This is a genomic window from Mycolicibacterium chlorophenolicum, from assembly GCF_001044235.1.
GTDB classification, from domain to species: domain Bacteria; phylum Actinomycetota; class Actinomycetes; order Mycobacteriales; family Mycobacteriaceae; genus Mycobacterium; species Mycobacterium chlorophenolicum.
This window is the reverse complement of record NZ_JYNL01000064.1, coordinates 336,391-358,480: the sequence shown is the minus strand read 5'-3', so window position 1 is coordinate 358,480 and position 22,090 is coordinate 336,391. Positions and strand designations below refer to the sequence as shown.

24 protein-coding genes are annotated in these 22,090 nt (G+C 70.2%); 15 read left to right on the top strand and 9 right to left on the bottom strand.

What is annotated here, in order from left to right:
- Nucleotides 1-6 precede the first annotated feature (6 nt).
- On the top strand, nucleotides 7-441 hold the full coding sequence (locus MCHLDSM_RS24035; protein WP_048472928.1) for a cupin domain-containing protein: 435 nt from the start codon (nucleotides 7-9) through the stop codon (nucleotides 439-441).
- Nucleotides 442-445: 4 nt separating this feature from the next.
- Here the strand turns inward: MCHLDSM_RS24035 and MCHLDSM_RS24030 are convergent, their stop codons facing one another.
- Entirely contained in the window at nucleotides 446-1,606 is a 1,161-nt protein-coding gene (locus MCHLDSM_RS24030) for a zinc-binding dehydrogenase (protein WP_048472311.1), read from the bottom strand.
- Between the two features lie 30 nt (nucleotides 1,607-1,636).
- On the opposite strand from MCHLDSM_RS24030, the gene MCHLDSM_RS24025 reads away from it, so the two are divergent.
- Genes MCHLDSM_RS24025 through MCHLDSM_RS24015 form a run of 3 tightly spaced genes read left to right on the top strand, consistent with a single transcriptional unit; the run spans nucleotide 1,637 to nucleotide 4,460 of the window.
- Nucleotides 1,637-2,434, top strand: coding sequence for a glutaminyl-peptide cyclotransferase (locus MCHLDSM_RS24025; RefSeq protein ID WP_048472310.1), 798 nt, complete (start codon nucleotides 1,637-1,639; stop codon nucleotides 2,432-2,434).
- Nucleotides 2,435-2,439: 5 nt separating this feature from the next.
- The gene (locus MCHLDSM_RS24020; protein ID WP_048472927.1) at nucleotides 2,440-3,312 is read left to right on the top strand and encodes a DUF1295 domain-containing protein; all 873 of its coding nucleotides are present in this window, start codon (nucleotides 2,440-2,442) and stop codon (nucleotides 3,310-3,312) included.
- Complete coding sequence (locus tag MCHLDSM_RS24015; protein WP_048472309.1) at nucleotides 3,309-4,460, top strand: FAD-dependent oxidoreductase; 1,152 nt, start codon at nucleotides 3,309-3,311, stop codon at nucleotides 4,458-4,460. The genes MCHLDSM_RS24020 and MCHLDSM_RS24015 overlap by 4 nt, the downstream gene beginning before the upstream one ends.
- Before the next feature lie 13 nt (nucleotides 4,461-4,473).
- Here MCHLDSM_RS24015 and bla read toward each other — a convergent pair whose 3' ends face one another.
- The gene (gene bla, locus MCHLDSM_RS24010) at nucleotides 4,474-5,376 is read right to left on the bottom strand and encodes a class A beta-lactamase (protein ID WP_048472308.1); all 903 of its coding nucleotides are present in this window, start codon (nucleotides 5,374-5,376) and stop codon (nucleotides 4,474-4,476) included.
- A gap of 160 nt (nucleotides 5,377-5,536) precedes the next feature.
- Here bla and MCHLDSM_RS24005 point away from each other — a divergent pair, with 160 nt between their 5' ends.
- A complete protein-coding gene (locus MCHLDSM_RS24005; protein WP_048472307.1) occupies nucleotides 5,537-6,418 on the top strand; it encodes a LysR family transcriptional regulator in 882 nt (293 codons plus the stop codon).
- Nucleotides 6,419-6,444: 26 nt separating this feature from the next.
- Complete coding sequence (locus MCHLDSM_RS24000) at nucleotides 6,445-7,308, top strand: serine hydrolase (protein WP_407661865.1); 864 nt, start codon at nucleotides 6,445-6,447, stop codon at nucleotides 7,306-7,308.
- Between the two features lie 43 nt (nucleotides 7,309-7,351).
- On the opposite strand, the gene lipE is transcribed toward MCHLDSM_RS24000, so the two are convergent.
- The 3 genes from lipE to MCHLDSM_RS23985 all read right to left on the bottom strand — a co-directional run bounded on the left by lipE (nucleotide 7,352) and on the right by MCHLDSM_RS23985 (nucleotide 9,520).
- Nucleotides 7,352-8,593, bottom strand: coding sequence for a lipase LipE (gene lipE, locus MCHLDSM_RS23995; protein ID WP_048472305.1), 1,242 nt, complete (start codon nucleotides 8,591-8,593; stop codon nucleotides 7,352-7,354).
- Complete coding sequence (locus MCHLDSM_RS23990; RefSeq protein WP_048472304.1) at nucleotides 8,590-9,030, bottom strand: Rv1352/Rv1906c domain-containing protein; 441 nt, start codon at nucleotides 9,028-9,030, stop codon at nucleotides 8,590-8,592. The genes lipE and MCHLDSM_RS23990 overlap by 4 nt, the downstream gene beginning before the upstream one ends.
- Before the next feature lie 85 nt (nucleotides 9,031-9,115).
- Nucleotides 9,116-9,520 (bottom strand): heme-binding protein, encoded by a 405-nt coding sequence (locus MCHLDSM_RS23985; RefSeq protein WP_048472303.1) that lies wholly within the window; start codon nucleotides 9,518-9,520, stop codon nucleotides 9,116-9,118.
- Between the two features lie 328 nt (nucleotides 9,521-9,848).
- Here MCHLDSM_RS23985 and MCHLDSM_RS23980 point away from each other — a divergent pair, with 328 nt between their 5' ends.
- From MCHLDSM_RS23980 to MCHLDSM_RS23970, 3 genes are read left to right on the top strand one after another with little or no spacing between them, the layout of a single operon-like run.
- Nucleotides 9,849-10,466 carry a nitroreductase family protein gene (locus tag MCHLDSM_RS23980; protein WP_048472926.1) on the top strand — a complete coding sequence of 206 codons (618 nt, stop codon included), beginning with the start codon at nucleotides 9,849-9,851 and terminating at the stop codon, nucleotides 10,464-10,466.
- Between the two features lie 27 nt (nucleotides 10,467-10,493).
- Nucleotides 10,494-10,880 (top strand): VOC family protein, encoded by a 387-nt coding sequence (locus tag MCHLDSM_RS23975; protein WP_048472925.1) that lies wholly within the window; start codon nucleotides 10,494-10,496, stop codon nucleotides 10,878-10,880.
- Nucleotides 10,877-11,749, top strand: a complete 873-nt coding sequence (locus MCHLDSM_RS23970) for a rhomboid family intramembrane serine protease (RefSeq protein ID WP_048472302.1) — start codon at nucleotides 10,877-10,879, stop codon at nucleotides 11,747-11,749. The genes MCHLDSM_RS23975 and MCHLDSM_RS23970 overlap by 4 nt, the downstream gene beginning before the upstream one ends.
- On the opposite strand, the gene MCHLDSM_RS23965 is transcribed toward MCHLDSM_RS23970, so the two are convergent.
- A complete protein-coding gene (locus MCHLDSM_RS23965) occupies nucleotides 11,746-12,615 on the bottom strand; it encodes an LLM class F420-dependent oxidoreductase (RefSeq protein ID WP_048472301.1) in 870 nt (289 codons plus the stop codon). The two genes, MCHLDSM_RS23970 and MCHLDSM_RS23965, sit on opposite strands and share 4 nt — an antisense overlap.
- Before the next feature lie 54 nt (nucleotides 12,616-12,669).
- Here MCHLDSM_RS23965 and MCHLDSM_RS23960 point away from each other — a divergent pair, with 54 nt between their 5' ends.
- Nucleotides 12,670-13,374: a beta-phosphoglucomutase family hydrolase gene (locus MCHLDSM_RS23960; protein ID WP_048472300.1), complete on the top strand. Its 705-nt coding sequence runs from the start codon at nucleotides 12,670-12,672 to the stop codon at nucleotides 13,372-13,374.
- On the top strand, nucleotides 13,374-15,746 hold the full coding sequence (locus MCHLDSM_RS23955) for a glycoside hydrolase family 65 protein (RefSeq protein WP_048472924.1): 2,373 nt from the start codon (nucleotides 13,374-13,376) through the stop codon (nucleotides 15,744-15,746). Before MCHLDSM_RS23960 ends, MCHLDSM_RS23955 begins: the two co-directional genes overlap by 1 nt.
- Here MCHLDSM_RS23955 and MCHLDSM_RS23950 read toward each other — a convergent pair.
- Complete coding sequence (locus MCHLDSM_RS23950; RefSeq protein WP_109788921.1) at nucleotides 15,729-17,654, bottom strand: potassium transporter Kup; 1,926 nt, start codon at nucleotides 17,652-17,654, stop codon at nucleotides 15,729-15,731. The two genes, MCHLDSM_RS23955 and MCHLDSM_RS23950, sit on opposite strands and share 18 nt — an antisense overlap.
- A 1-nt stretch (nucleotide 17,655) precedes the next feature.
- Here MCHLDSM_RS23950 and MCHLDSM_RS23945 point away from each other — a divergent pair, with 1 nt between their 5' ends.
- The 3 genes from MCHLDSM_RS23945 (at nucleotide 17,656) to MCHLDSM_RS23935 (ending at nucleotide 20,147) form a co-directional block, all read left to right on the top strand.
- Entirely contained in the window at nucleotides 17,656-18,462 is an 807-nt protein-coding gene (locus tag MCHLDSM_RS23945; RefSeq protein WP_048472922.1) for a hypothetical protein, read from the top strand.
- A 75-nt stretch (nucleotides 18,463-18,537) separates the two neighbouring features.
- Nucleotides 18,538-19,863, top strand: coding sequence for an MFS transporter (locus tag MCHLDSM_RS23940; RefSeq protein ID WP_048472299.1), 1,326 nt, complete (start codon nucleotides 18,538-18,540; stop codon nucleotides 19,861-19,863).
- The gene (locus MCHLDSM_RS23935) at nucleotides 19,860-20,147 is read left to right on the top strand and encodes a hypothetical protein (RefSeq protein ID WP_048420198.1); all 288 of its coding nucleotides are present in this window, start codon (nucleotides 19,860-19,862) and stop codon (nucleotides 20,145-20,147) included. The genes MCHLDSM_RS23940 and MCHLDSM_RS23935 overlap by 4 nt, the downstream gene beginning before the upstream one ends.
- Here the strand turns inward: MCHLDSM_RS23935 and MCHLDSM_RS23930 are convergent.
- Nucleotides 20,144-20,482: a hypothetical protein gene (locus MCHLDSM_RS23930; RefSeq protein ID WP_048420197.1), complete on the bottom strand. Its 339-nt coding sequence runs from the start codon at nucleotides 20,480-20,482 to the stop codon at nucleotides 20,144-20,146. The genes MCHLDSM_RS23935 and MCHLDSM_RS23930 overlap by 4 nt on opposite strands.
- A gap of 102 nt (nucleotides 20,483-20,584) precedes the next feature.
- On the opposite strand from MCHLDSM_RS23930, the gene MCHLDSM_RS23925 reads away from it, so the two are divergent.
- Entirely contained in the window at nucleotides 20,585-21,511 is a 927-nt protein-coding gene (locus MCHLDSM_RS23925; protein WP_197044555.1) for a DMT family transporter, read from the top strand.
- Here MCHLDSM_RS23925 and MCHLDSM_RS23920 read toward each other — a convergent pair.
- Entirely contained in the window at nucleotides 21,487-22,062 is a 576-nt protein-coding gene (locus MCHLDSM_RS23920) for a sigma-70 family RNA polymerase sigma factor (protein ID WP_048472298.1), read from the bottom strand. The genes MCHLDSM_RS23925 and MCHLDSM_RS23920 overlap by 25 nt on opposite strands.
- Nucleotides 22,063-22,090 lie beyond the last annotated feature (28 nt).

Below are 22,090 nucleotides of genomic sequence, written 5' to 3'. Positions count from 1 at the left end.
GAGATGATGACCAGTACCCGAGACTTCCTGACCGACGCGCCGCTGGCCGGCACCCTGGTGGGCACCGACTTCGACGGCTGGAGCGACGAGCTGCGGGCCGAGTTCGCCACGCACGCCCACGACGGACACGTCGGCTCACGGCTGCTCAGCGAGAACGACCGGGTCCGGGTGTGGGAGATCCGGCTCGCGCCCGGTGAGCGGTGGCACGCCCACCGGCACGTGCTGGACTACTTCTGGACGGCGGTCAACGCCGGGCGCAGCAGGCAGCACACCTCCGACGGCACCACCCGCGAGGTGTCCTACGGCGCCGGCGAGACCCGGCACTTCCACTTCGCCGCGGGGGAGTACCTGCTCCACGACATCGAGAACGTCGGCGACACCGAACTGGTGTTCACCACGGTGGAACACCTGGACTCGGCCAACGAGGCGCTCCCGCTCTGACGCGTCAGGGGGTGACGGCGGCGCTGGCCGGGTCGATGAGGATCTTGGCGTGCGTCTCGGGATCGCCGAGGGCGTCGAAGGCCGCCGCGACGCCGTCGAGTCCGACCGTGCCGGTCACCAGTGCCGAGGCGTCGAGCTTGCCGTCGGCCAGCATGTGCAGGGTGTCGCGGAACTCCAGCGGCGTGTAGCCGAACGCGAACCGGATGTCGACCTCCTTGCCGATGGCGACGGCGGGCTGGATCCGGTCCTCGCCCATACAGACGCCGACGACGATGATCCGCGACGCGAGCGGGGCCGCTCTGATGATCCCGTCGATCATGCCGGGCACCCCCACGCACTCGAAGATCACCGGCCGCTTCGGCGCCGTGCCGCCGAGGCGGTCGGCCACCCGGTAGACGTGCGACCAGCCGGGCACCTTGCGCAACTTCTCCATGGATCCCACGCCGAGTTCGTACAGCGCGGGCAGGGCGGTCAGCCCGCGTTGCTTGGCGGGCACCGCCTCGTACGGCGAGTCGACCGCGGGGTCGACGACGATGTCGGCGCCGCAGCGGGTGGCCAGCGCGCGCCGGCCGGGGGAGAAGTCGCTGGCGACGATCGTGCGCACGCCCCGGGTCTTGAGATGGCAGATCACGGCGAGGCCGACGGGCCCGCAGCCCAGCACGATCGCGACGTCCCTACCGGAGATCTCGCTGCGCCGCACCGCGTGGTAGGCCACCGACATCGGTTCGGTCAGCGCGGCCGTCGCCGGATCCAAGCCGTTGGGCACGGCGAACGTCATCGCCGCCTCGGCCAGCACCCGCTGGGCGTAGGCGCCCGGCGCCAGCGGCGACAGGCCCGTCAGGTGGACCCCGCCGTGCGCCCGGAGCAGCGGGAACGACACCACCGTGGTGCCCGGCGCGAACTCCTTGCCCACCTTGGGTCCCCGCTCGGCGACCACGCCGCTGAATTCGTGGCCCATCACCACCGGGGTGTCGCTGCGCATGAAGTCGGTGTAGCCGCCTTCGGCCATCACCTCGGTGAGCTCGTCGGCGTGATTCCTGGCGTGCAGGTCCGATCCGCAGATACCGCAGCGCAGCACGTCGAGCACCAGCTGGCCCTCCGCGGGCGCCGGATCGGGCAGGTCGACCACGTCGAGGGAGCCGTGCACACAACTGACCGCTTTCACCGGGCCATCGTCGCACGGTAGAACGTCGGTATGACCAGACGGCAGAAATGGGCCGGGCTCGCGCTGGCCGTCCTGGCGGTCGCGACCGTCGTCCCCGGCGCGCAGGCCCAGCCCGACCCGGAACCCGGGGTCCCCACCACCGCGGTGCCTGTCGTCGAGCCCGTCGTCCTCGGCGAGATGCCGCACGATCCGATGGCCTTCACCGAAGGCTTCGAGATCGACGGCGGCGTGCTCTACGAGGGCACCGGAGAGGTGGGCACCTCGCAGCTCCGCACACTCGATCCGGACACCGGTGCCGTGCGACGCGCCGTCGACATGCCCGGCCCGTTCTTCGGCGAGGGGGTCACCGTGGTCGGGGACCGCATCTGGCAGCTCACCTACACCGACGGCGTGGCCGTCGAGTGGGACCGCGCGACACTGACCCCGATCCGGCAGGTCCCGCTGAATCCACAGGGCTGGGGGCTGTGCCGCGACGGCGACCGGCTGATCCGCAGCGACGGCACCGCCCGGCTGCGCTTCCAGAGTCCGGCGGACCTGACCGAGACCGGCGGGGTCGACGTGACCCGCGACGGCCGGCCGGTGACGGGCCTCAACGAACTCGAGTGCGTCGGGGACCGGGTGTGGGCCAACGTGTGGCCCACCGACACCATCGTGCGGATCGACCCCGCGACCGGGGCCGTCGACCTCGTCGTGGACGCGAAGGGACTGCGGGCGCGGGGTATCCCGCCGACGGCGCAGGTGCTCAACGGCATCGCCCACGTCTCCGGCGACGAGTTCCTGCTGACCGGCAAGTACTGGCCGACGACGTTCCGCGTCCGGCTAGGGTGACCCCGGTGAGCAAGACGCGCTCGTTGACGATCGTCGTCGTGGCCTACGTGCTGGCCGTCGCCGTCGGGGCGGCCTGGCTGGTGTGGGGTCCCGACACCGGCCGGCTCTGGCTGGACACGCTGATCGCCGACGTGCTGGCCACCCTCGTGGTGTTCGCCTTCAGCCGGGCCTACGGCAATTCCAGTTTCTACGACGCGTATTGGAGCGTCATCCCGCCGCTGCTGCTCGTCTACTGGTGGAGTCAGGGCGACGGTGACCCACTGCGGTGCTGGCTGGTCGCGGTGCTGGTGGTCGTCTGGGCGGTGCGGCTCACCGGCAATTGGGTGTATGCGTTTCCCGGTCTGCACCACGAGGATTGGCGCTACCCGATGTTCCGCGAGCGGGCGGGCCGCTGGGAGGCCGTGGTCGATCTGGTGGCCATCCACCTGATCCCGACGTTGCAGGTGTTCCTCGGCATGGTGCCGGTCTACGTCGCGGTGACGACGCCGGGCCGCGGCCTGGTGTGGCTGAGCATCGTCGCGTTCGTGCTCGGAATGGCCGCGGTGGCCTTGGAATTCGCCGCCGACGCGCAGATGCACCGGTTCGTGCGCGAGCGCAAACCGGGCGAGGTGATGGACCGCGGCCTGTGGGCGTGGTCGCGGCACCCGAATTACTTCGGGGAGTTCGGCTTCTGGTTCGCGCTGGCCCTGTTCGGGCTGGCCGCCGCACCGACGGCGTGGTGGCTGTTCGCGGGCGCGGCGGCGATGCTGGCGATGTTCCTCGGGGCGAGCATCCCGATGATGGAGCAGCGCAGCCTGGAACGCCGGCCCGGCTATCAGGCCGTCGTCGACCGGGTGTCCCGCTTCGTGCCCCGGCCGCCGGCGAAGGTGCGCGCGTGACACGGGTGGTGGTCGCCGGCCTCGGCGATACCGGGGTGCTCACCGCGATCAAGCTGGCCCGCCACGCGCAGGTCACCGGGATCTCCAGCAAGCCGGGTCTGGTCAGCGGTCAGGAGCTGGGCTGGCGGCTGGCCCGGCCGCAGGAGTGGGCGCGGCACAACTGGATTCCGTTCGGCCGGTTCCGCGGGCTGGACGGGGTCACCACCGTGCACGGTACGCTGACCGGTCTGGATCTCGAATCACGCTGCGTGCTGGTCGAACTCGCCGACGGGTCGGCACAGCAGGTGCCCTACGACGCGTTGGTGATCGCCACCGGGGTGCGCAACGGCTTCTGGCGCACCCCTGCGCTGCAGGGCGCCGACGAGATCGATGCCGATCTTCGTGACCCGCACGACCGGCTCGCCGCCGCCCGGTCGGTGATCGTCGTCGGGGGCGGCGCCGCGGCGGTCAGCAGCGCCGCGCAGATCGCCACCACCTGGCCCGGGACGCGGGTGGACCTGTACTACCCGGGGGAGCGCGCGCTGGTCGGGCATCATCCGCGGACGTGGAAGACGGTGCAACGCAGGCTGATCGACGCGGGTGTCGGCCTGCATCCTGGGCACCGGGCCGACCTGGGGCCCGGGTTCACCCCCGCCGCGCTGACCAGCGAGCCGGTGCACTGGAACACCGGCCAGCCCCCGGCCACCGCGGATGCGGTGCTGTGGGCGATCGGCCGGGTGGCCCCGAACACCGGATGGCTGCCCGCCGAGGTGCTCGACGAGAACGGCTTCGTCCGCGTCACGCCGACGCTGCAGGTGCCCGGGCATCCCGAGGTGTTCGCGATCGGCGACGTGGCGGCCACCGACCCGCTGCGCAGTTCGGCGCGCAACCGCGCCGACGGCCTGCTGGCCCGCAACGTGCAGGCGTTCTTCGACGGCGGCACGCTCAAGGCCTACCGCGCGCCGACGCGGCGGTGGGGATCGGTGCTGGGCATCCAGCCCGACGGGCTCGAGGTGTTCGCCCCCAACGGCCGCGCATTCCGGTTCCCGGCGTGGTCCTTCGAGCGGGTGCTGATGCCCTGGATCGTGGCGCGGGGGATCTACCGGGGGATCAGGCCGGCAGTCACACCCATGCCGAACGACGATCGAGCCGCGAGGTACGAGGGTTGAGCCCCTGTACCCCCTATCGCCGCCGAAATCTGGCTATTGCGAGTCGGACCGCCTCGGCAATCGCGTCGTTGAACGGCTCTGCATCAGGCCGGTCATCTCTGGATCGCGTGAGAACGGCTATGGCGATCCGTTGCCCTTCCGGACCGATGAGCAACCCGGCGTCGTTGGTGGAGCCGAAGTCTCCTGCGCCGGTCTTGTCGGCACTCGTCCAGCCACCGGGAAGTCCCGCGCGAAAACGTTTCTGAGATGTCTCGTTCGCTGCCATCCAACCCAGCATCCGATTGCGCGCGGCGTCTGTGAGAGCCGAACCGGTCAGCACCTCCCGGTAGCCCGAGGCGAGCGCCCTCGCCGTGGTGGTATCGCGGAGATCCCCGGGTAGCGCCGTGTTGAGTTCGGTCTCCCACCGGTCCAGCCTGCTCTCGTTGTCGCCGACGCTGCGGGCGAATGCGGTGATCGCCGGCGGTCCGCCGATACGGCGCAGCAGCAGGTTGCCTGCCGTGTTGTCGGACCGTATCAAGGCCGCGGCACAGACTTCCTCGACCGTCATCGAGCCGCCGACGCGCGCACTGGTGACCGGGGAGTTCTCGACGATGTCGGCATCCACGACCGGTAGGGAAGCATCGAGTGGCTGGTGTCCGGATTCCGCCAGTTGCATAACTCGTGCCACCGCGTATGTCTTGAACGTCGAGCACATCGCGAAGCGCTCGGCGGCGCGGTGTGCCAGGGCGGCACCGGAGCCGAGTTCCATTGCGTACAGACCGATCCGGGCGCCTGTGCGGTCTTCGACAGCAGTGAGATCGAGCGTGGGGGTGTCGTCCGGGACCGGTGTCGCCGCGGCGCGGGAGTTCACCGCCAGCACCGCGACCGTGCCGGCCAATCCGGCCAGCGCTTGGCGTCGGGTAAGAGGGACGTTCATGGCGAAACCGAAACACGGATGCTCGGGTCGTCGCCAATTCCGTGGGCCGGCGGCGCCGATAGCCGACATGAATCACCGCATGTGGTCCGAACGTTTTCGGGACGACGACTCGCAGACCGGGTGATCCGGCTTCCACGTCCACGTCGTGTTGGATCGACGGGTGGATCTGATTCGACACCTGCGCTACTTCGTGGCCGTGGCCGAACATCGGCACTTCGGTCATGCCGCCGCCAGTCTCGGCGTCACCCAGCCGCCGGTCTCCCAGGGGTTACGCCGTCTGGAACGTCACCTCGGCCTGGAGCTTGTCGAGCGCACCCCGGCCGGCGCCACGCTGACCGACGCCGGTGCCGCGTTGCTGCCGCGGGCTCGGTTGATCGTCGACGACTCGACTCGGCTGCTCTCCGACGCCGCAGAGCTGTACGGCAGTCTCCGCGGCGTGCGCTGGGGCGTCATCCCGCAACTCGACGACGAGCTCCTGGCTCGATGCACCCGGGCGCTACGCGCAGCGCTCGGGGACAGCGGGGCGCCATTGACCACCGTCACCAAGGGCACCACGGGTCTGCTGACCGACCTGCGCCGCGGCAGCCTGGACGTTGCGGTGGTGGCGCACCCCGTGGTGGTCGCAGAATTGGACGCCGGGCCCGTGATCACGCTGCATCGCAACGTGGTACTGCCCGCCGGGCACCGTGCGGCTGAGGCAACGAACCCCCGGGTCCCGATGTTGCGCGGGCTGGCTCTGGCCGCGGCGCCCCGGGATGACAACCCACCGGCCCACGATCTGCTGATCGATGCGTTGCGCCGGCGCGGACTCGACATGGATCATCGGGCGGCGTCGACACACCGAGACGTGAGCGCCGCGGTGGCCGCGGGGCAGTGCTTCGGCCTCGCCACACCGACGGCGACGGTGCACGCCGGCACCTTCCACCGTCGGATGCTCGTCGACGATGTCTCGCTGCGTGTGCGAATCGTCACCGCGCCCGGTCGCAAGCTGACTGAGCTGATCCACGCGGTGGACCGAGAGTTGTTGCGAACCAGACAATGAACGACGTGGTTGGTCGGATCGGCGATGTGTTCGTCGACGCGGGATGCCAGGGCTGGCTGCAGGCAGAGCCCATCGGCCGTACGGGCCCCGTCGTGGACGTCGGCGGAGCGGATCCGGTGGTCGCCGCGTCGGTGTACAAGGTGATCGTCCTGGTTGCGCTGGGACGTGCGTTCGATGCGGGAGCACTCGACGCGCACGACACGGTTCGAGTGGTGCCCGGGGACTGCACACCAGGGCCCACAGGTCTCAGCCTGTTCAGCGATCCGGTGACGCTGTCGTGGCTGGACCTCGCCAGGCTGATGATCACACTGTCGGACAACGCCGCGTCCGACATCATTCTCGGTGCCCTCGGCCTCGCCGCGGTCGAGGAAGTGATCAGCGACCTCAGGCTCACCTGCACGCGCGTGATCGGTGGAACCGCGGCGCTGCAGCGTCAGATTGTTCGCGACTCGGGGGCCCTGACGCTGGAGGAGGCGGTCGGTCTACTGGCCAGCAACAGCACCATTCACCAGACCGCAGCGTTCGACCCGGCATACACGACAGCCACCAGTGCGGCGGACATCAATGCCGTGTTGAGTGGAATCTGGACTGATGCGGTCGCCTCGCCGGGTAGCTGTCACATGATGAGAACATTGCTCGCCCAACAAATCTGGCCACATAGGATCCGTTCGGCCTTTCCGTTCGCCGACGTGGTGGTGGCCGGTAAGACCGGAACCGTCGGCCCGATCCGCAACGAGGCGGCTGTTGTGGAGATACCCGGAGAGGTTCCGATCGCGGTGTCGGTCTTCACTCGCGCGGCACGTTCGGATGTGTTCTTGCCGAACGTGGATGCCGCGATCGGCCGCGCGGCCCACCTCGCGGTCACCGAGTTGCGCGCGTGGGTGCAGTAGCTACGGATGATGTTGCCTTCCGCAAGGGCACGCTCACGCTGACTCAGACGCGAGGCATCTCGGCGTTGATCCGGTCCAGCAGCTGCGGATAGCGTTTCGCCTCGCGGTGGCCGCCCGGCTTGCCGCTGCTGACCACCGCGACCGACAGTGCGCGGGTGGGGTCGGCCCACATCGCGATGTGCGTCAGCCCGGTGTGTCCGAACGCGCCGGCCGCGTCCCGCCCGAACGGCCCGAACCGTCTGGAGCCCAACATGTATCCGGTGCCCCATCGCATCGGCGCCATACCGGTCGCCAGGTCGGGGCGCAGCCGCCGCGCCTCGGCGGTGGCGGCGCGCAACGTCTCGGCCGACATCACCCGGACACCGTCGAGTTCACCTCCGCGGCAGAGGATCTCGGCGAACCGAGAGAGTTCGTGGGCGTTGGACACGGTGTTCGACGACGGGATGACGCCGGTGAGGAAGGCCGGTGTGTTGGAGAACGGGATGATCTGTTGCGGCGTGCCACCGACCGCGGTCTTGAACGCCTTGGCGATCGGGGCGGGCAGCGGCTTGCCGGTGACGTGGCTGGCCGCGACCAGCGGAACATCCTGCGGTGCAACGCCGTAATTGGTCCAGCGGAAACCCAGCGGGCCCAGGATCTCGTCGTGCAGGATGTCGCGGATGTTGCGGCCGGTGGCGGCGTTGATGATCTCGCGCATCAGCGGCCCCCACGTGACGCCGTGGTAGATGTGGACCAGCCCGGGCGGATACACCGGCTTCATCCGGCCGAGCATCTCGCGCGTGTACTCGCTGTCGTCCATGCGCTTGAGATCGGGGCGCGGTCCGGTGGCGAACGGCACGCCGGCGCTGTGCGTCATCACGTGCCGGATGGTGGTGCGGTCCTTGCCGTGGCTGGTGTAGCCGGGCAGGTAGTCGCACACCCGGTCGTCGAGGGAGAAGACGCCGCGTTCGACGAGCATGTGCGCGACGGTCGTGGTGATGGCCTTGGCCGTCGAGTACACGCAGAACGGGGTGTCGGTGCCGACCACCACCTTCTCCGACTCCGGCAGGTCGGCCGGTCCGTTACCTCGGGCGTGCCCGATGGCCCGGTCCAGCACGATGCGGCCTTCGCGGCGCACACACACCTGGATCGCCGGGTGCATGCCCGCCGCGTACCAGCGCCGGGCGGCCTGCCAGATGCGCTCCACTGCGGCCGGGTCGACACCGGCGTGGTCCTCGGCGGCGACCGACGTGACCGCGTCGAGGTCGTCGGCGACAGCGATCCGGCCTGCCGTCGCTGAACTCAGCGAGGTCCTCCGTTGAACATGCCGCTGCCGATGGCCTGGGTCAGCGCTCCGAGGAGGTCGCCCGGCCCCGGCTGCGGGGGCATCGGCGCGTTGGTGAGCTGCCAGGCCTGGCAGTCGCTGGTGGTGAAGGACGTGTCGGTCGCCTCGATCTGGACGAACGCCGGCTTCTTGGTCAGCGCGTTGTCCACGAGCTTGTCGCCCGCGGCGCGCTTCCAGTAGCAGGCCCCGCCGTCGACCGGTCCGGCCGACTGGTACACCCCGGGGGCAATGTCCTTACCCACGGCGTACGAGCCGTCGGCGTCGATCGTGGTCTTGAGTTCCGCCGGAGCGGGCCCCGGCGCGGGCGTCGGCGACGCCGGCTGGGCCTGCGCCACGGGCGACACGACGCAGGAGCACGCCAGCGCCACGGCCACGGTGGCGGTGCGCATCGATCTCATGGGACCCGGCCTCATAGGAAGTCAGTCTAAGTGCAGCGGCGGCGGGAGTGAACCCGCCGCCGCATCACGGTCGATCTCGGTGTAATCAGCCGGCCATGAAGGCGTTGTAGGCCGACTGCAGATCGCCGGGCAGAACGTTGATGTTGCAGGCGCGCTGGGTGTCGCCGATGGGCGCCAGGATGCCGCGCAGGTCGTAGTACTCGCCCGGGTTGGCGGTGAAGTAGCCGCGCAGGTTGGCCTCGGCCTCCGGACGGGGCTGGTTCATCGCCGCGGTGACGGCCTGGTTGGCGCCCGGGTGGCTGTCGAGGTACTGACGCGCGGCGGTGGTCGCCGTCCCGACGGTGCCGGCCACCTGGCTGGCGCTGCACTGCTCGGCGGGAGCGGCCGACGCGACGGGCGCTGCCACGGTCGCCACGGCCAGGCCGCCGAACACACATGCCGCCCCGACGCGGGCCAGGTTCTTGCGCACGCTGATAGCACTGGAATTCATTTGGTTTGGTTCCTTACGGATTCTCGAAAACGGTTACTGCTGTCCCCCACCCGAAATCCACGGTAGCCGCGATCGGACAGGGTCAAACCCGACGAGCCGGGCGGACACCAACAGCGCTGCGGGCGTTACGCTTTGCGGGCGTGACATCGGCCTCAATCCAGGCCCGAAACGGCGTTCCGCGGCCCGGTGACTTGGGCATCGGCTGAGTTTTCTCACAGTCGGCGGCTTTTCCTTAGATAATCGTGATGTCGGTTGTGTCCGAATCGTTATGTGCGGGGCCCGATAAGTTCACGGGGTGCACGCTGAGACGACCGATGTGTGGACGGCGATGTCCACCGCCCGCACCCTCCGGCGCTTCACCGACGAACCCGTCGACGATGCGACGCTGCGTCGCTGCCTGCAGGCGGCGACGTGGGCGCCCTCGGGCGCCAACGCCCAGGCGTGGCGGTTCGTCGTGCTGCGCAGCCCCGAGCAGCGCGCCGTCGTGGCCCGGGCCGCCGCGCACGCCCTGTCGGTCATCGAGCCCGTCTACGGCATGCGACGCCCCGCGCCGGACGATCGCAGTCCGCGGGCCCGCAACGACCGGGCCACCTACGAGCTCCACGACCGCGCCGGCGAGTTCACCTCGGTGCTGTTCACCCAGAAGCGCTTCCCGACGGCCTCGGAGCTGCTGCTGGGCGGGTCGATCTTCCCGGCGATGCAGAACTTCCTGCTCGCCGCCCGCGCGCAGGGCCTCGGCGCCTGCCCGACCAGCTGGGCCTCCTACGACGGCGAGCCGCTGCTCCGCGAGGCCGTCGGAGTGCCGGCGGACTGGATGCTCGCGGGTCACGTCGTGGTCGGCTGGCCGAAGGGCCGACACGGCCCGCTGCGGCGCCGCCCGTTGCGGGACGTGGTCGCCGTCGACCACTGGGACCAGACATGGGACGGAGTCGCCGCCGACGGCTAACTTGGTGGCGTGAAGCTGGATCTGCTCATGCCCGGCATCGAGGTGGGCCTCGTGACCACGAACCTCGACGCGATGACGGCGTTCTACGAAGGATTCCTCGAACTCGAGCCGCAGGGTGAGATCGCGTTCGAGGGTGGCTCGCAGCGTCGCTACACGCTCGGCAACAGCGTCATCAAACTCGTCACCTACACCACCGCCCCCGCGCCGGCGGTCCCCGGAGGCGGCCGCGCGCAGGCCGGGTTGCGGTACTTCACGATCGGGGTCAACGGGCTGCGCGCCGTCGCCGAGGCGTTCGAGGCGTCGCCCTACGAGATCGTCGAGCCGGTGACGGAGTTCGCGCCGGTCCCGGGGATGGGCTTCATGTTCGTCGCCGATCCCGACGGCAACCACCTCGAGCTGTTCGGAACCCTGTGAGTTACCCGCCGGGCTATCCGACGCCCCCGCAGCAGGCCCCGGCCTGCTACCGGCACCCCGACCGGCCGACGTACGTTCGCTGCACGCGCTGCAACCGCTACATCTGCGGCGAGTGCATGCACGACGCCGCCGTCGGGCACCAGTGCGCGGAGTGCGTCAACGAGGGCGCCCGTTCCGTGCGCCAGGCCACCACCCCGTTCGGGGCGGTGCAGGGCCGGTCCAGGACGCCCGTCGTCACCTACACGCTGATCGGGCTCAACGTCGCGATGTTCGCGCTGCAGATGGCGATCCCCGGCACCCAGCGGGCGCTCGCCCTGTGGCCGCCCGCGGTCGCCGACGGTGAGTGGTACCGGCTGGTGACCTCGGCGTTCCTGCACTTCGGCGTCACCCACATCGCGTTCAACATGCTGGCGCTGTACTTCGTGGGCCCGCCGCTGGAGGCCGCGCTGGGTCGGCTGCGGTTCAGCGCGCTGTACCTGCTCAGCGCCCTGGGCGGCTCCGCGCTCGCCTACCTGCTGACACTCAACGCGCTGACCGCCGGAGCCTCCGGAGCTGTGTTCGGGCTGTTCGGCGCGACATTCGTGGTGGGCAAGCGCCTCAACATGGACGTCCGCGGCGTGATGGCCGTGATCGTGCTGAACCTCGCGTTCACGTTCGTCTTCCCGCTGATCAGCTCGCAGAACATCAGCTGGCAGGGTCACATCGGCGGACTGGTGACCGGCGCCGCCGTCGCCGCGGCCTACGCCTACGCCCCGCGCACCAGCCGGGTGGCCGTGCAGGCCGGCGCCAGCGCGGTGATCCTGGTGCTGCTGCTCGCGATGATCGTGTTCCGCTCCGCCGACCTGCGGGCGATGTTCGGGCTCGGCTAAGCGGTCACACCGGCCGCGCCGGCCACCGCCTCGAGCGCGGCCAGATGCTGGTCGACGGTGCGCAGGCCCGCGCCCATCAGGTCCACCGACAGGTGCGTCGCGCCGGTGCGCGCCCACGCATCGACGCCGGCGGCGATCGCGTCGGGGTCATGCCGCCACTGCACGCGGCCCTCCATGCCGATGCCCGCCGGGTCGCGCCCGGCCTCGCGCGCGCCCGCGTCGACGAGGGAACGGGCCTCCTCCAGCGCCGGACCGGGCGGCATGGTCGGGAACCATCCGTCGGCGAACCGGCCCGCGCGGGCGTAGGCGCGCGGCGACGCCGCCCCGAGCCACAGCGGGATCGGCCGCTGCACCGGCTGCGGAGCGAGGCCGGCGCCGACGACGCGGTGGTGCCGGCCCTCGAAGGTGACCGACCGCTGCGTCCACAGCTGCCGGAGCAGGTCCAGTTGCTCCTCGGAGCGTCTGCCGCGGTTGCCGAAGTCCTCGCCGAGGGCCTCGTACTCGACCGCGTTCCAGCCCAGCCCCACCCCGAGCCGCAGCCGTCCGCCGCTGAGCAGGTCGACCTCGGCGGCCTGTTTGGCCACCAGCGCGGTCTGCCGCTGCGGCAGGATGATGACCCCGGTGACCAGCTCCAACGTCGACGTCAGCGCGGCCAGGTAACCGAACATCACCAGCGGCTCGTGGAACGTGGTGTCTACGTCGTACGGGCCGGCCCACCCCTGATGCACCGCGGGGTCGGCCCCCAGCACGTGGTCGTAGGCCAGCAGGTGGGCGAACCCGAGCCCCTCGGCGCGTTCGCCGAAGGCGCGCACCGCCCCGGGGTCGCCGCCCAGCTCGGTTTGCGGGAACACCACTCCGATGCGCATACCGGAGCCAACCATCACAGCGTGGAAAATCGTCCCTCCGGGTAAGAAAGGGGGGTGTTCGGCTTACCCGATCGGATCCGCGCCTGCCTGTTCGATCTCGACGGGGTGCTCACCGACACCGCGAGTGTGCACCGCCGGGCCTGGAAGGCGATGTTCGACGAGTACCTCCGGCAGCGCGAGGGCGACGGTTTCACACCGTTCGACGAGCACGCCGACTACGAGGACTACGTCGACGGCAAGCCGCGCGACGACGGGGTGCGGTCTTTCCTGCAGAGCAGGCACATAGACGTGGACGACGCGACGGTGCGTGAGCTCGGCGACCGGAAGAACACGGCGTTCCAGCACACGTTGGAGCAGGACGGGGTGGAGGTGTTCGACGGGTCGCGGCGCTTCCTCGAGGCCGTCACCGACGCGGGCCTGCGGCGGGCGGTGGTGTCCTCGAGTGCCAACACCAAGCAGGTCCTGGAGATCACCGGGCTCGCCCGGTACATCGAGGTCCGCGTCGACGGGGTCACGCTGCGCGAGGAACACCTCAACGGCAAGCCGGCACCCGACACGTTCCTGCGCGCCGCGCAGTTGCTCGACGTGGACCCGGCCGACGCCGCGGTGTTCGAGGATGCGCAGTCCGGCGTCGCCGCGGGCCACGCGGGCCACTTCGGCGCCGTCGTCGGCGTCGACCGCGTCGGGCAGGCGGACGCACTGCGCGAGCACGGCGCCGACATCGTCGTCACCGACCTCGGGGAGCTGTTGCCCTCATGATGATCGCCGACGACGCCTTCCCGGTCGAACCGTGGCACGTCCGCGAAACGGAGCTGCGCACCGACCTTCTGCCGCAGACCGAGTCGCTGTTCGCACTGTCCAACGGGCACATCGGGCTTCGCGGCAATCTCGACGAAGGGGAGCCCTACGGTCTGCCCGGCACCTACCTCAACGGGTTCTACGAGATCCGGCCGTTGCCCTACGCCGAATCCGGGTTCGGGTATCCCGAGGACGGCCAATCCATCGTCAACGTCACCAACGGAAAGATCATCCGGCTGATCGTCGAGGACGAACCGTTCGACGTGCGTTACGGCGAGTTACTGTCCCACGAACGGTTCCTCGACATGCGGGCGGGCACGCTGACGCGCCACGCGGAGTGGAGATCACCTGCGGGAAAACAGGTTCGAGTCGAATCGACACGGTTGGTGTCGCTGGCCCAGCGTGGTCTGGCCGCCATCGAATACGTGGTCCAGGCTGTCGATGACGGCATGCGTATCACCGTGCAGTCCGAGCTGGTCGCCAACGAGGACCAGCCGGAAACGTCCGGCGACCCCCGGGTGGCGGCTGTCCTGAGGAATCCGCTCGAGCCCCTACTGCACGAGGTGGATGAGAACGGGGCGCTGCTCATCCACCGGACGCGGTCGTCCGCACTGACGATGTCGGCGGCGATGTATCACGAGGTCGAGGCGCCGGGACGGGTGACGGTCAGCGGCGACGCCAGGGAGGATTGGGCCAGGACGACGGTGGTGTGTGCGCTCAAAGCCGGTGAGCGACTCCGCATCGTCAAGTATCTCGCCTACGCCTGGTCGAGCTTGCGGTCCCGACCGGCGCTGCGCGATCAGGCCGCCGCAGCCATCGCGGGGGCACGCTACACCGGGTGGGACGGCCTGCTGGACGTTCAGCGAGAATGCCTCGACGTCTTCTGGGACGGTGCGGATGTCGAGGTCGACGGTGACGCCGATTGCCAGCAGGCGGTCCGGTTCGGGCTCTTCCACGTGTTCCAGGCCAGCGCGCGAGCGGAGCAGCGAGCCATCGCCGGAAAAGGATTGACCGGAACGGGTTACGACGGCCACGCGTTCTGGGACACCGAGGGATTCGTGCTGCCTGTGCTCACGTACACCGCGCCGCACGCCGCGGCCGACGCGCTGCGCTGGCGAGCGTCGACGCTGGACCTCGCGCGGGACCGCGCGAAGGAACTGGACCTCGAAGGCGCCAGTTTTCCGTGGCGGACCATCGCGGGCGAGGAGTGCTCGGGCTATTGGCCCGCAGGCACGGCCGCCTTTCACGTCAACGCCGACATCGCGCTGGCGTTCGAACGCTATCGCGTGGTGACCGGAGATGATTCCCTCGAAAAGGGTTGCGGGCTGGACGTTCTGGTGGAGACCGCGCGGATGTGGCGGTCCCTGGGCCACCATGACCGCTACGGCGCCTGGCGCATCGACGGGGTCACCGGACCCGACGAGTACACCGCGGTGGTCCGCGACAACGTGTTCACCAACCTGATGGCCGCGGCCAATCTGCGGGTCGCCGCCGACGCGTGCTCCCGCCACCCCGACGCCGCCGCCGAACTCGGCGTGGACACCGAGGAGACCGCGGCGTGGCGCGACGCCGCCGACGCCGTGCACATCCCCTACGACGAGGAGCTCGGCGTGCACCCGCAGTGCGAAGGGTTCACGACGTTGCGGGAGTGGGACTTCCGCGACAACACCGAGTATCCGCTGCTGCTGCACGAACCCTACGTGCGGCTCTATCCCGCACAGGTGGTCAAGCAGGCCGACCTGGTGCTGGCGATGCAGTGGCAGAGCCATGCGTTCACCGCCGAGCAGAAGGCGCGCAACGTCGACTACTACGAGCGGCGCACCACCCGCGACTCGTCGCTGTCGGCGTGCACCCAGGCCGTGATGTGCGCGGAGGTCGGACATCTGGAGCTGGCGCACGACTACACCTACGAGGCCGCGCTGATCGACCTGCGCGACCTGCACCACAACACCGGCGACGGACTGCACCTGGCCTCGCTGGCCGGAACGTGGACGGCACTGGTCGCCGGGTTCGGCGGCCTGCGCGACGACGAGCGGGTGCTCGCGCTCGACCCTCAGCTGCCCTGCGGGATCAATCGGCTCCGATTCCGCCTGTGCTGGCGCAACTTCCGGGTGACCGTCGACGCCGACCACGACCACGTCACCTACACGCTGCGCGACGGTCCGCACTCGACGCTGACGATCCGGCACGCCGGCCGGGCGTTGGAGATCAGCACCGACGCCCCGACCACGGTGGAGGTGCGTGAGCGTCAGCCGCTGCTGCCCACCCCGAAGCAGCCGCCCGGCCGCGAACCGTTCCGCCGGTCGCGGGTGCGGTCAGACCTGCAGGCGTGAGCCGACGATCACCGTGCGGTCCTGCGGCAGGCCGAAATACGCGGCCGCGTCGGATGTCAGATACGAGGTCGCGATGAACAGGCGCTTGCGCCACGGCGCCATCGTCGGCGCATCCCCTTGGCAGAGCTCGAGTTTCGACAGGAAGTAGGTGGCCCGGTCCAGGTCGAGCGGGCCTTCGGTGTCCGCCGGATCGAGCAGGCGCAAAACCCTGGGCACGTCGACGCGCTCCATGTAACCGAACCGGGCGATCACCCCGATGATGCCGTCGTCGGTGGCACCGAGGTCATCGACGCTGATCCGCTCGGCATCGTCCACGCGGGGTACGGGCTCGGTGCTCAGCGTCAGGATCACCACGTGCTGGGCCAGCACGTGGTTGTGACGCACGTTCGCCCGCATCGACAGCGGCGCGGTCTCGGTGCCGCGGTTGAGGAACACCGCGGTGCCCGGAAGCCGCACCACCGGGGGATCGAGCCCGGACAGCGAGTCGACGAACTCCCGCATCGGGCCCTCGGCCTTCTCCCGCTCGAGCGTCACGATCGCGCGCCCCCGCTGCCAGGTCGTCATCACCGTGAACGCGCTGACGGCGATCAGCAGCGGCAGCCACGCGCCGTGGACGAGCTTGGTCAGGTTGGCCGCGAAGAACATCAGATCGATGATCAGCAGCGCACCGCCGCCGATGAGCACCAGCGCGAGTGGCGCCCCGGCGCGGGTGCGCGCCAGGTACAGGAACAGCAGCGTGGTGATGGTGATCGTGCCCGTCACCGCCATCCCGAACGCGTACGCCAGCGCCGAGGAACTGCGGAACGCGAACACCAGGATGAGCACGGCGACCATCAGCATGCCGTTGATCCACGGCACGTAGACCTGGCCGATGGCCTTGGCGGAGGTGTGCTCGATGCGCAGCCGCGGCAGGTAGCCGAGCTGCGCGGCCTGTGAGGCGACCGAGAACGCGCCGGTGATCACGGCCTGGGAGGCGATCACCGTCGCCGCGGTGGCCAGCAGCACCATCGGGATGCGGGCCCACTCCGGGGTCAGCAGGAAAAACGGTGCGCCGACCTTGGATTCGTCGCGCAGCACCAGCGCGCCCTGTCCGAAGTAGCTCAGCGTGCACGCGGGCAGCACCAGCCCGAGCCAGCCGACAGTGATCGCCTTGCGGCCGAAGTGGCCCATGTCGGCGTACAGCGCCTCGGCGCCGGTCACGGCCAGCACCACGGCGGCCAGCGCGAAGAACGCGATGTGGAAGTGCCCCGCGACGAAATCGACCGCGTACAGGGGGGACAGCGCGCGCAGGATCGCCGGGTCGCTGGCGATGCCGTTGACGCCGCACGCCCCGATGGCCAGGAACCAGCCGATCATCACCGGGCCGAAGAACCGGCCGACGGCCGCGGTGCCGCGACGCTGCACCGCGAACAGCGCCACGATGATGACCGCCGTGATCGGCACCACGAAGTCGGTGAAATGCGGGTCGACGGTCTTCATCCCCTCGACCGCCGACAGCACCGAGATGGCCGGGGTGATCATGCTGTCGCCGAAGAACAGTGCCGCGCCGAACACGCCGAGCGCGGCCAGCGTCGCCGTGGTGCGGCGGCTCGTCGGCACGGCCCACCGGCGCACCAGGGTGATCAGCGCCATGATGCCGCCCTCGCCGTGGTTGTCCGCGCGCATCACCAGGGTGACGTAGGTGAGCGTCACGATCGTCATCACCGACCAGAAGATCAGCGACACCACGCCGTACACATGGGCCGGCGACACCGGCACCGGGTGCGGGTCGTGCGGGTCGAAGACGGTGGCGAGCGTGTAGATCGGGCTGGTGCCGATGTCACCGAACACCACGCCGAGGGCGCCGACCACGATGGCCGGCCGGAGCGGACGGGTGTGTGGTGAGGCGTTCTCGGCGATAGTGGACATTGTGGCTGACGACGCGCGGTTCTCGGTCGACGACGCACTGGACCGGTTGTATGCGGCGCGCCCGGAGGACTTCACCGCGCAGCGCACCCAGTTGGCCGCCGAGGCCAAACGCAGCGGCGACGCGGCCGCCGCCAAACAGATCAGCGGCAGCCGCAAACCGACGGTGGCGGCCTGGGTGGCCAACCTGCTCGCCCTGCGGGGTACCGCGCGGGCGTCGCTGGCCGACCTCGGCGCCCGGCTGCGCGAGGCGCACGCCGCGATGGACGGCGAGGCGATCCGCACCCTGACCGGTGAGCAGCGCCGGCTCGTCGACGAGCTCAGCCGGGCCGGTTTCCTCGCCGCCGGCGTCGCCGAACCCTCGGCCGCACTGCGCGACGACGTCACCGCGACACTGCAGGCCGCCGTGGCCGATCCCGACGTCGCGGCGCGACTGGGCCGGCTCACCAAAGCCGAGCAGTGGTCCGGGTTCGGCGAATTCGGCACGGTCACAGCTGTTTCCGCGAAGCGCGCGCCCGCGCCTGCCAAGGCAGCGCCCGCCAAGGCGGCGGACAAGAAGGCCGATGACGAGCGCGCCCGCGAGGCCCGTGCAGCGCTCGCCGCGGCCGAACACCGCAAGTCCGAGGCCGACGCCGCACTGACCGAACTGCAGTCCGACCTCGCCAGGGCGCGGTTGCGCGCCGACGACGCCCGCCGCCGCCTCGCCGACGCCGAGCAGGCGGTCACGGCGGCCGAGGACGCCTACGCGGCGGGCAAGCGGGAGAGCGGCGCCGCCACGGCCGCGGTGAAGGCCGCCAAGTCCACGCGATAGCGTGCCAACCGACGGCGTGCGACGGCGCCGGGTAAGCGAAATGCTCAGCGCCGCGCTTACTTTCGGGAGGACGCTATGCAGTCCGACGTCCGCAGGGTGGTGACGGGCGCATCGATCGGCAACGCGGTCGAGTGGTTCGATTTCGCGATCTACGGCTTCCTGGCGACGTTCATCGCCGCCCACTTCTTCCCGCCGGGCGACGAGACCGCGGCATTGCTCAGCACGTTCGCGATCTTCGCCGCGGCGTTCTTCGTGCGGCCGCTGGGCGGGTTCGTCTTCGGCCCGCTCGGCGATCGGATCGGCCGGCAGAAGGTGCTGGCGCTGGTGATCCTGCTGATGTCGGCGGCGACGCTGGGTATCGGCGTGCTGCCCACCTACGACACCGTCGGGGTGCTCGCCCCGGTGCTGCTGCTGGCGCTGCGGTGCCTGCAGGGTTTCTCCGCGGGCGGGGAGTACGGCGGCGGTGCGGTGTATCTGGCCGAGTTCGCCGACGACGCCCGCCGCGGGGTGACGGTCACGTTCATGGCGTGGTCGGGCGTGCTGGGGTTCCTGCTCGGCTCGGTCACGGTGACGGTGTTGCAGACCGTGCTGCCGGCCGCGGCGATGGAGAGTTACGGCTGGCGCGTCCCGTTCCTGATCGCCGGCCCCCTCGGTCTGGTCGGCCTCTACATCCGGCTGCGCCTGGGGGACACCCCGCAGTTCGAGAAGCTCAGCTCCGCCGCCGAGATCGCGCGATCGCCTCTGCGCGAAGCACTCTCGACGTCGTGGCGGCAGATCCTGCAGGTGATCGGCCTGTTCGTCGTGTTCAACATCGGCTACTACGTCGTGTTCACGTTCTTGCCGACGTATTTCATCAAGACCCTCGGGTTCTCCAAGGCCGACGCGTTCGTGTCGATCACGCTGGCCGCGACGGTGGCGCTCGTGCTGATCCTGCCGCTGGCCGTGCTGTCCGACCGGATCGGACGCCGGCCCCTGCTCGTCGGCGGCGCAGCGCTGTTCGCGGTGCTGGGCTATCCGCTGTTCCTGCTGCTGAACTCCGGCTCGCTGGGCGCGGCCATCGCCGCGCACTGCGTCCTCGCGGCGATCGAGTCGGTGTACGTCAGCGCCGCGGTGTCGGCGGGGGTGGAACTGTTCGCCACCCGCATCCGCTTCAGCGGCTTCTCCGTCGGCTACAACCTCTGCGTGGCGCTGTTCGGCGGCACCACGCCGTACGTCGTCACCTGGCTGACCGCGCGCACCGGCGATGCCGTCGCACCGTCCTACTATCTGGTCGCTGCCGCGGTGACGTCGCTCGGGGTGGCGCTCACCCTGCGCGAGACGGCGGGCCGCACCCTGGCGCGGGTCCAGCAACCCCGGGCTACTCTGGGCACAGGCACCGGAGAAGGGGAGACGCGCAGATGAAGCTTCAGGTGTTGCCCTACGTCAGCGTCGAGGTCGACGAGCGCCTCCGCCGCAGGTTGCGCATCGCGGGCGAGCGAATGCGGGTGAACATGCGGGCCTACCTGCTCAGCGCGGCCGACGACGTCGACACCGCCGTCGACACGGCCGGCGACCGGGTACGCGGGCTGTGCGACCGCGCGGTGAACCGGTTCGATTCCGTCGCGGCCACCGTCACCGACAAGATCGGTCCCGCGCCGGACGCGCGCCCGCGGCTGCGGGTGGTGCGCGACCGCGAGGCCAGCTAGGCCCGCACCCGGCCCGCGCGTCCGCCCACGAAGAACGAGCCGGCGAGGACCACCAGACCGACGACGGCGACCGGGATGGACCAGGACCGCCGCGACGACAGCGCCGAATTGCACTCGGCCACGAAGTCCTTGTGCGGAATGATCTCGTTGAGAACGGGCAGGTTGGCCAGATTCTGGCTGTCGACGTCCCGGGCCTGGGACAGGTCCGCGGCGATCGCGTTGCCGCAGCCGATATCGCCCTGAGGTCCCGGCACCGACACGGGCACCAGCAGTCCGATGACCCCGACCAGCAAAACCACCGCACCGGCGATCAAGAGCAACCTACGCAGATTCATGGCCCGGGTTATGCCCAGTTCCGCGCTGCCGAAACAAGATCGATCGTTTGCCGACGTCGAGCCGGGTGGGCAGCACCCCCTGCGATGTGCTGTCCTTGTCGGGTGATCGGCCATGGGGTGACCGTCCTGCTGTCGTTGTTGGCGGCGGTGTTTCTGGCCATCGGCATCGTGGTGCGGCAGCGGGCCACCCTGGACGTGCCCGCCGAACACGGCGTCAGCAGCGTCATGTTCCTGACGTTGATCCGCAGGCCGCTGTGGTGGGGCGGCACCGCCGCGGCCATCGCCGGCTACGTGTTCCAGGCCCTCGCGCTGGCCAACGGGTCCCTGCTGCTGGTGCAGCCGATCCTGGTCTCGGCGCTGCTGTTCGCGCTACCGCTGTCGGCCCGGCTGGCGCACCGCCGGGTCACCCGCGCCGAGTGGGCCTGGGCGCTGCTGCTCACCGCGGCGCTCGCGGTGTTCGTGGTGCTGGCCAAACCCAGCCCGGGCGACTACGAGGCGACGCTGAGCACGTCGGCCGTCGTCGCGGTGGTGTGCACGGTGGCCGTACTGGCCTGCGTGGCGGTCGCGCTGCGCAGCGTCGGCTGGCGCCGCGCGGTACTGCTCGCGGTCGCGGTCGGCGTGTTGTTCGGCGTCGTCGCGGTGCTCACCAAACTGGTCATGCACGTGCTCACCCACGAGGGACCGATGGCGGTGCTGCTCACCCCGGTGCCGTACCTTCTGGCGCTGCTCGGCGTCGTCGCGGTGCTGTTGCAGCAGTCGGCCTTCCACGCCGGCTCCCTGCAGACCTCCGTGCCGACGATGCTCACCCTCGAACCGGTGATCGCGGTGCTGCTCGGGGCGATCGTGCTCGGCGAGCACCTCGACGTCGGCCGGTGGGACGCTGTCGCGTTGGCCGTGTCGACGCTGGCCATGGCCGCGGGCACCATCGCCCTGGGCCGCGACGAGGGCGCCTACGAGGAGCAGCTCGGCGCGCCGCCGCCTGCCAGGCCGCCGGGACCGGTCGATCACGCCGCTTCGGGCAGCGAATAGCCGACGGCCCTGGCCGTGTCGCGCAGCGCGCGGCGCAGCTGGTTGCGGCCCCGGTGCAGCCGCGACATCACCGTGCCGAGGGGGACGTCCATCCGCGCGGCGATCTCGCGGAACGTCAACCCCTCCACGTCGGCGTAGTACACCGCGGTGCGGTACACCTCGGGCAGCGCGCGCATCGCGGCCGCGATGGCCGGGTCGCCGAGACGCACCAGCACATCGTCCTCAGGCGACCGGGCCGACATGGCCCGCTGGTGGTGGGCCATCATCTGCGTGTCGGAGATCGCGTCGGTGAACTGCAGGGCCGGCCGGCGCTGCACTTTGCGGTACTCGCCGATGTGGGTGTTGACCATGATCCGGTACAGCCAGCCCGCCAGGTTGGTGCCTTCGGTGAAGCTCGCGAACGCGGCGAACGCCTTGGCGGCCGTCTCCTGCAGCAGATCGTCGGCGAGGTCGGGATCGCGGGTCAGCCGCACCGCGTGCCCGCGCAGCTCGGTGAGCAGCGGAACCGCGTCGCGGGTGAAGCGGACGGCGAGCTTGTCGGTGTCGGTCATCGGGACTCCTCGGCGCGGTGCGGATGAT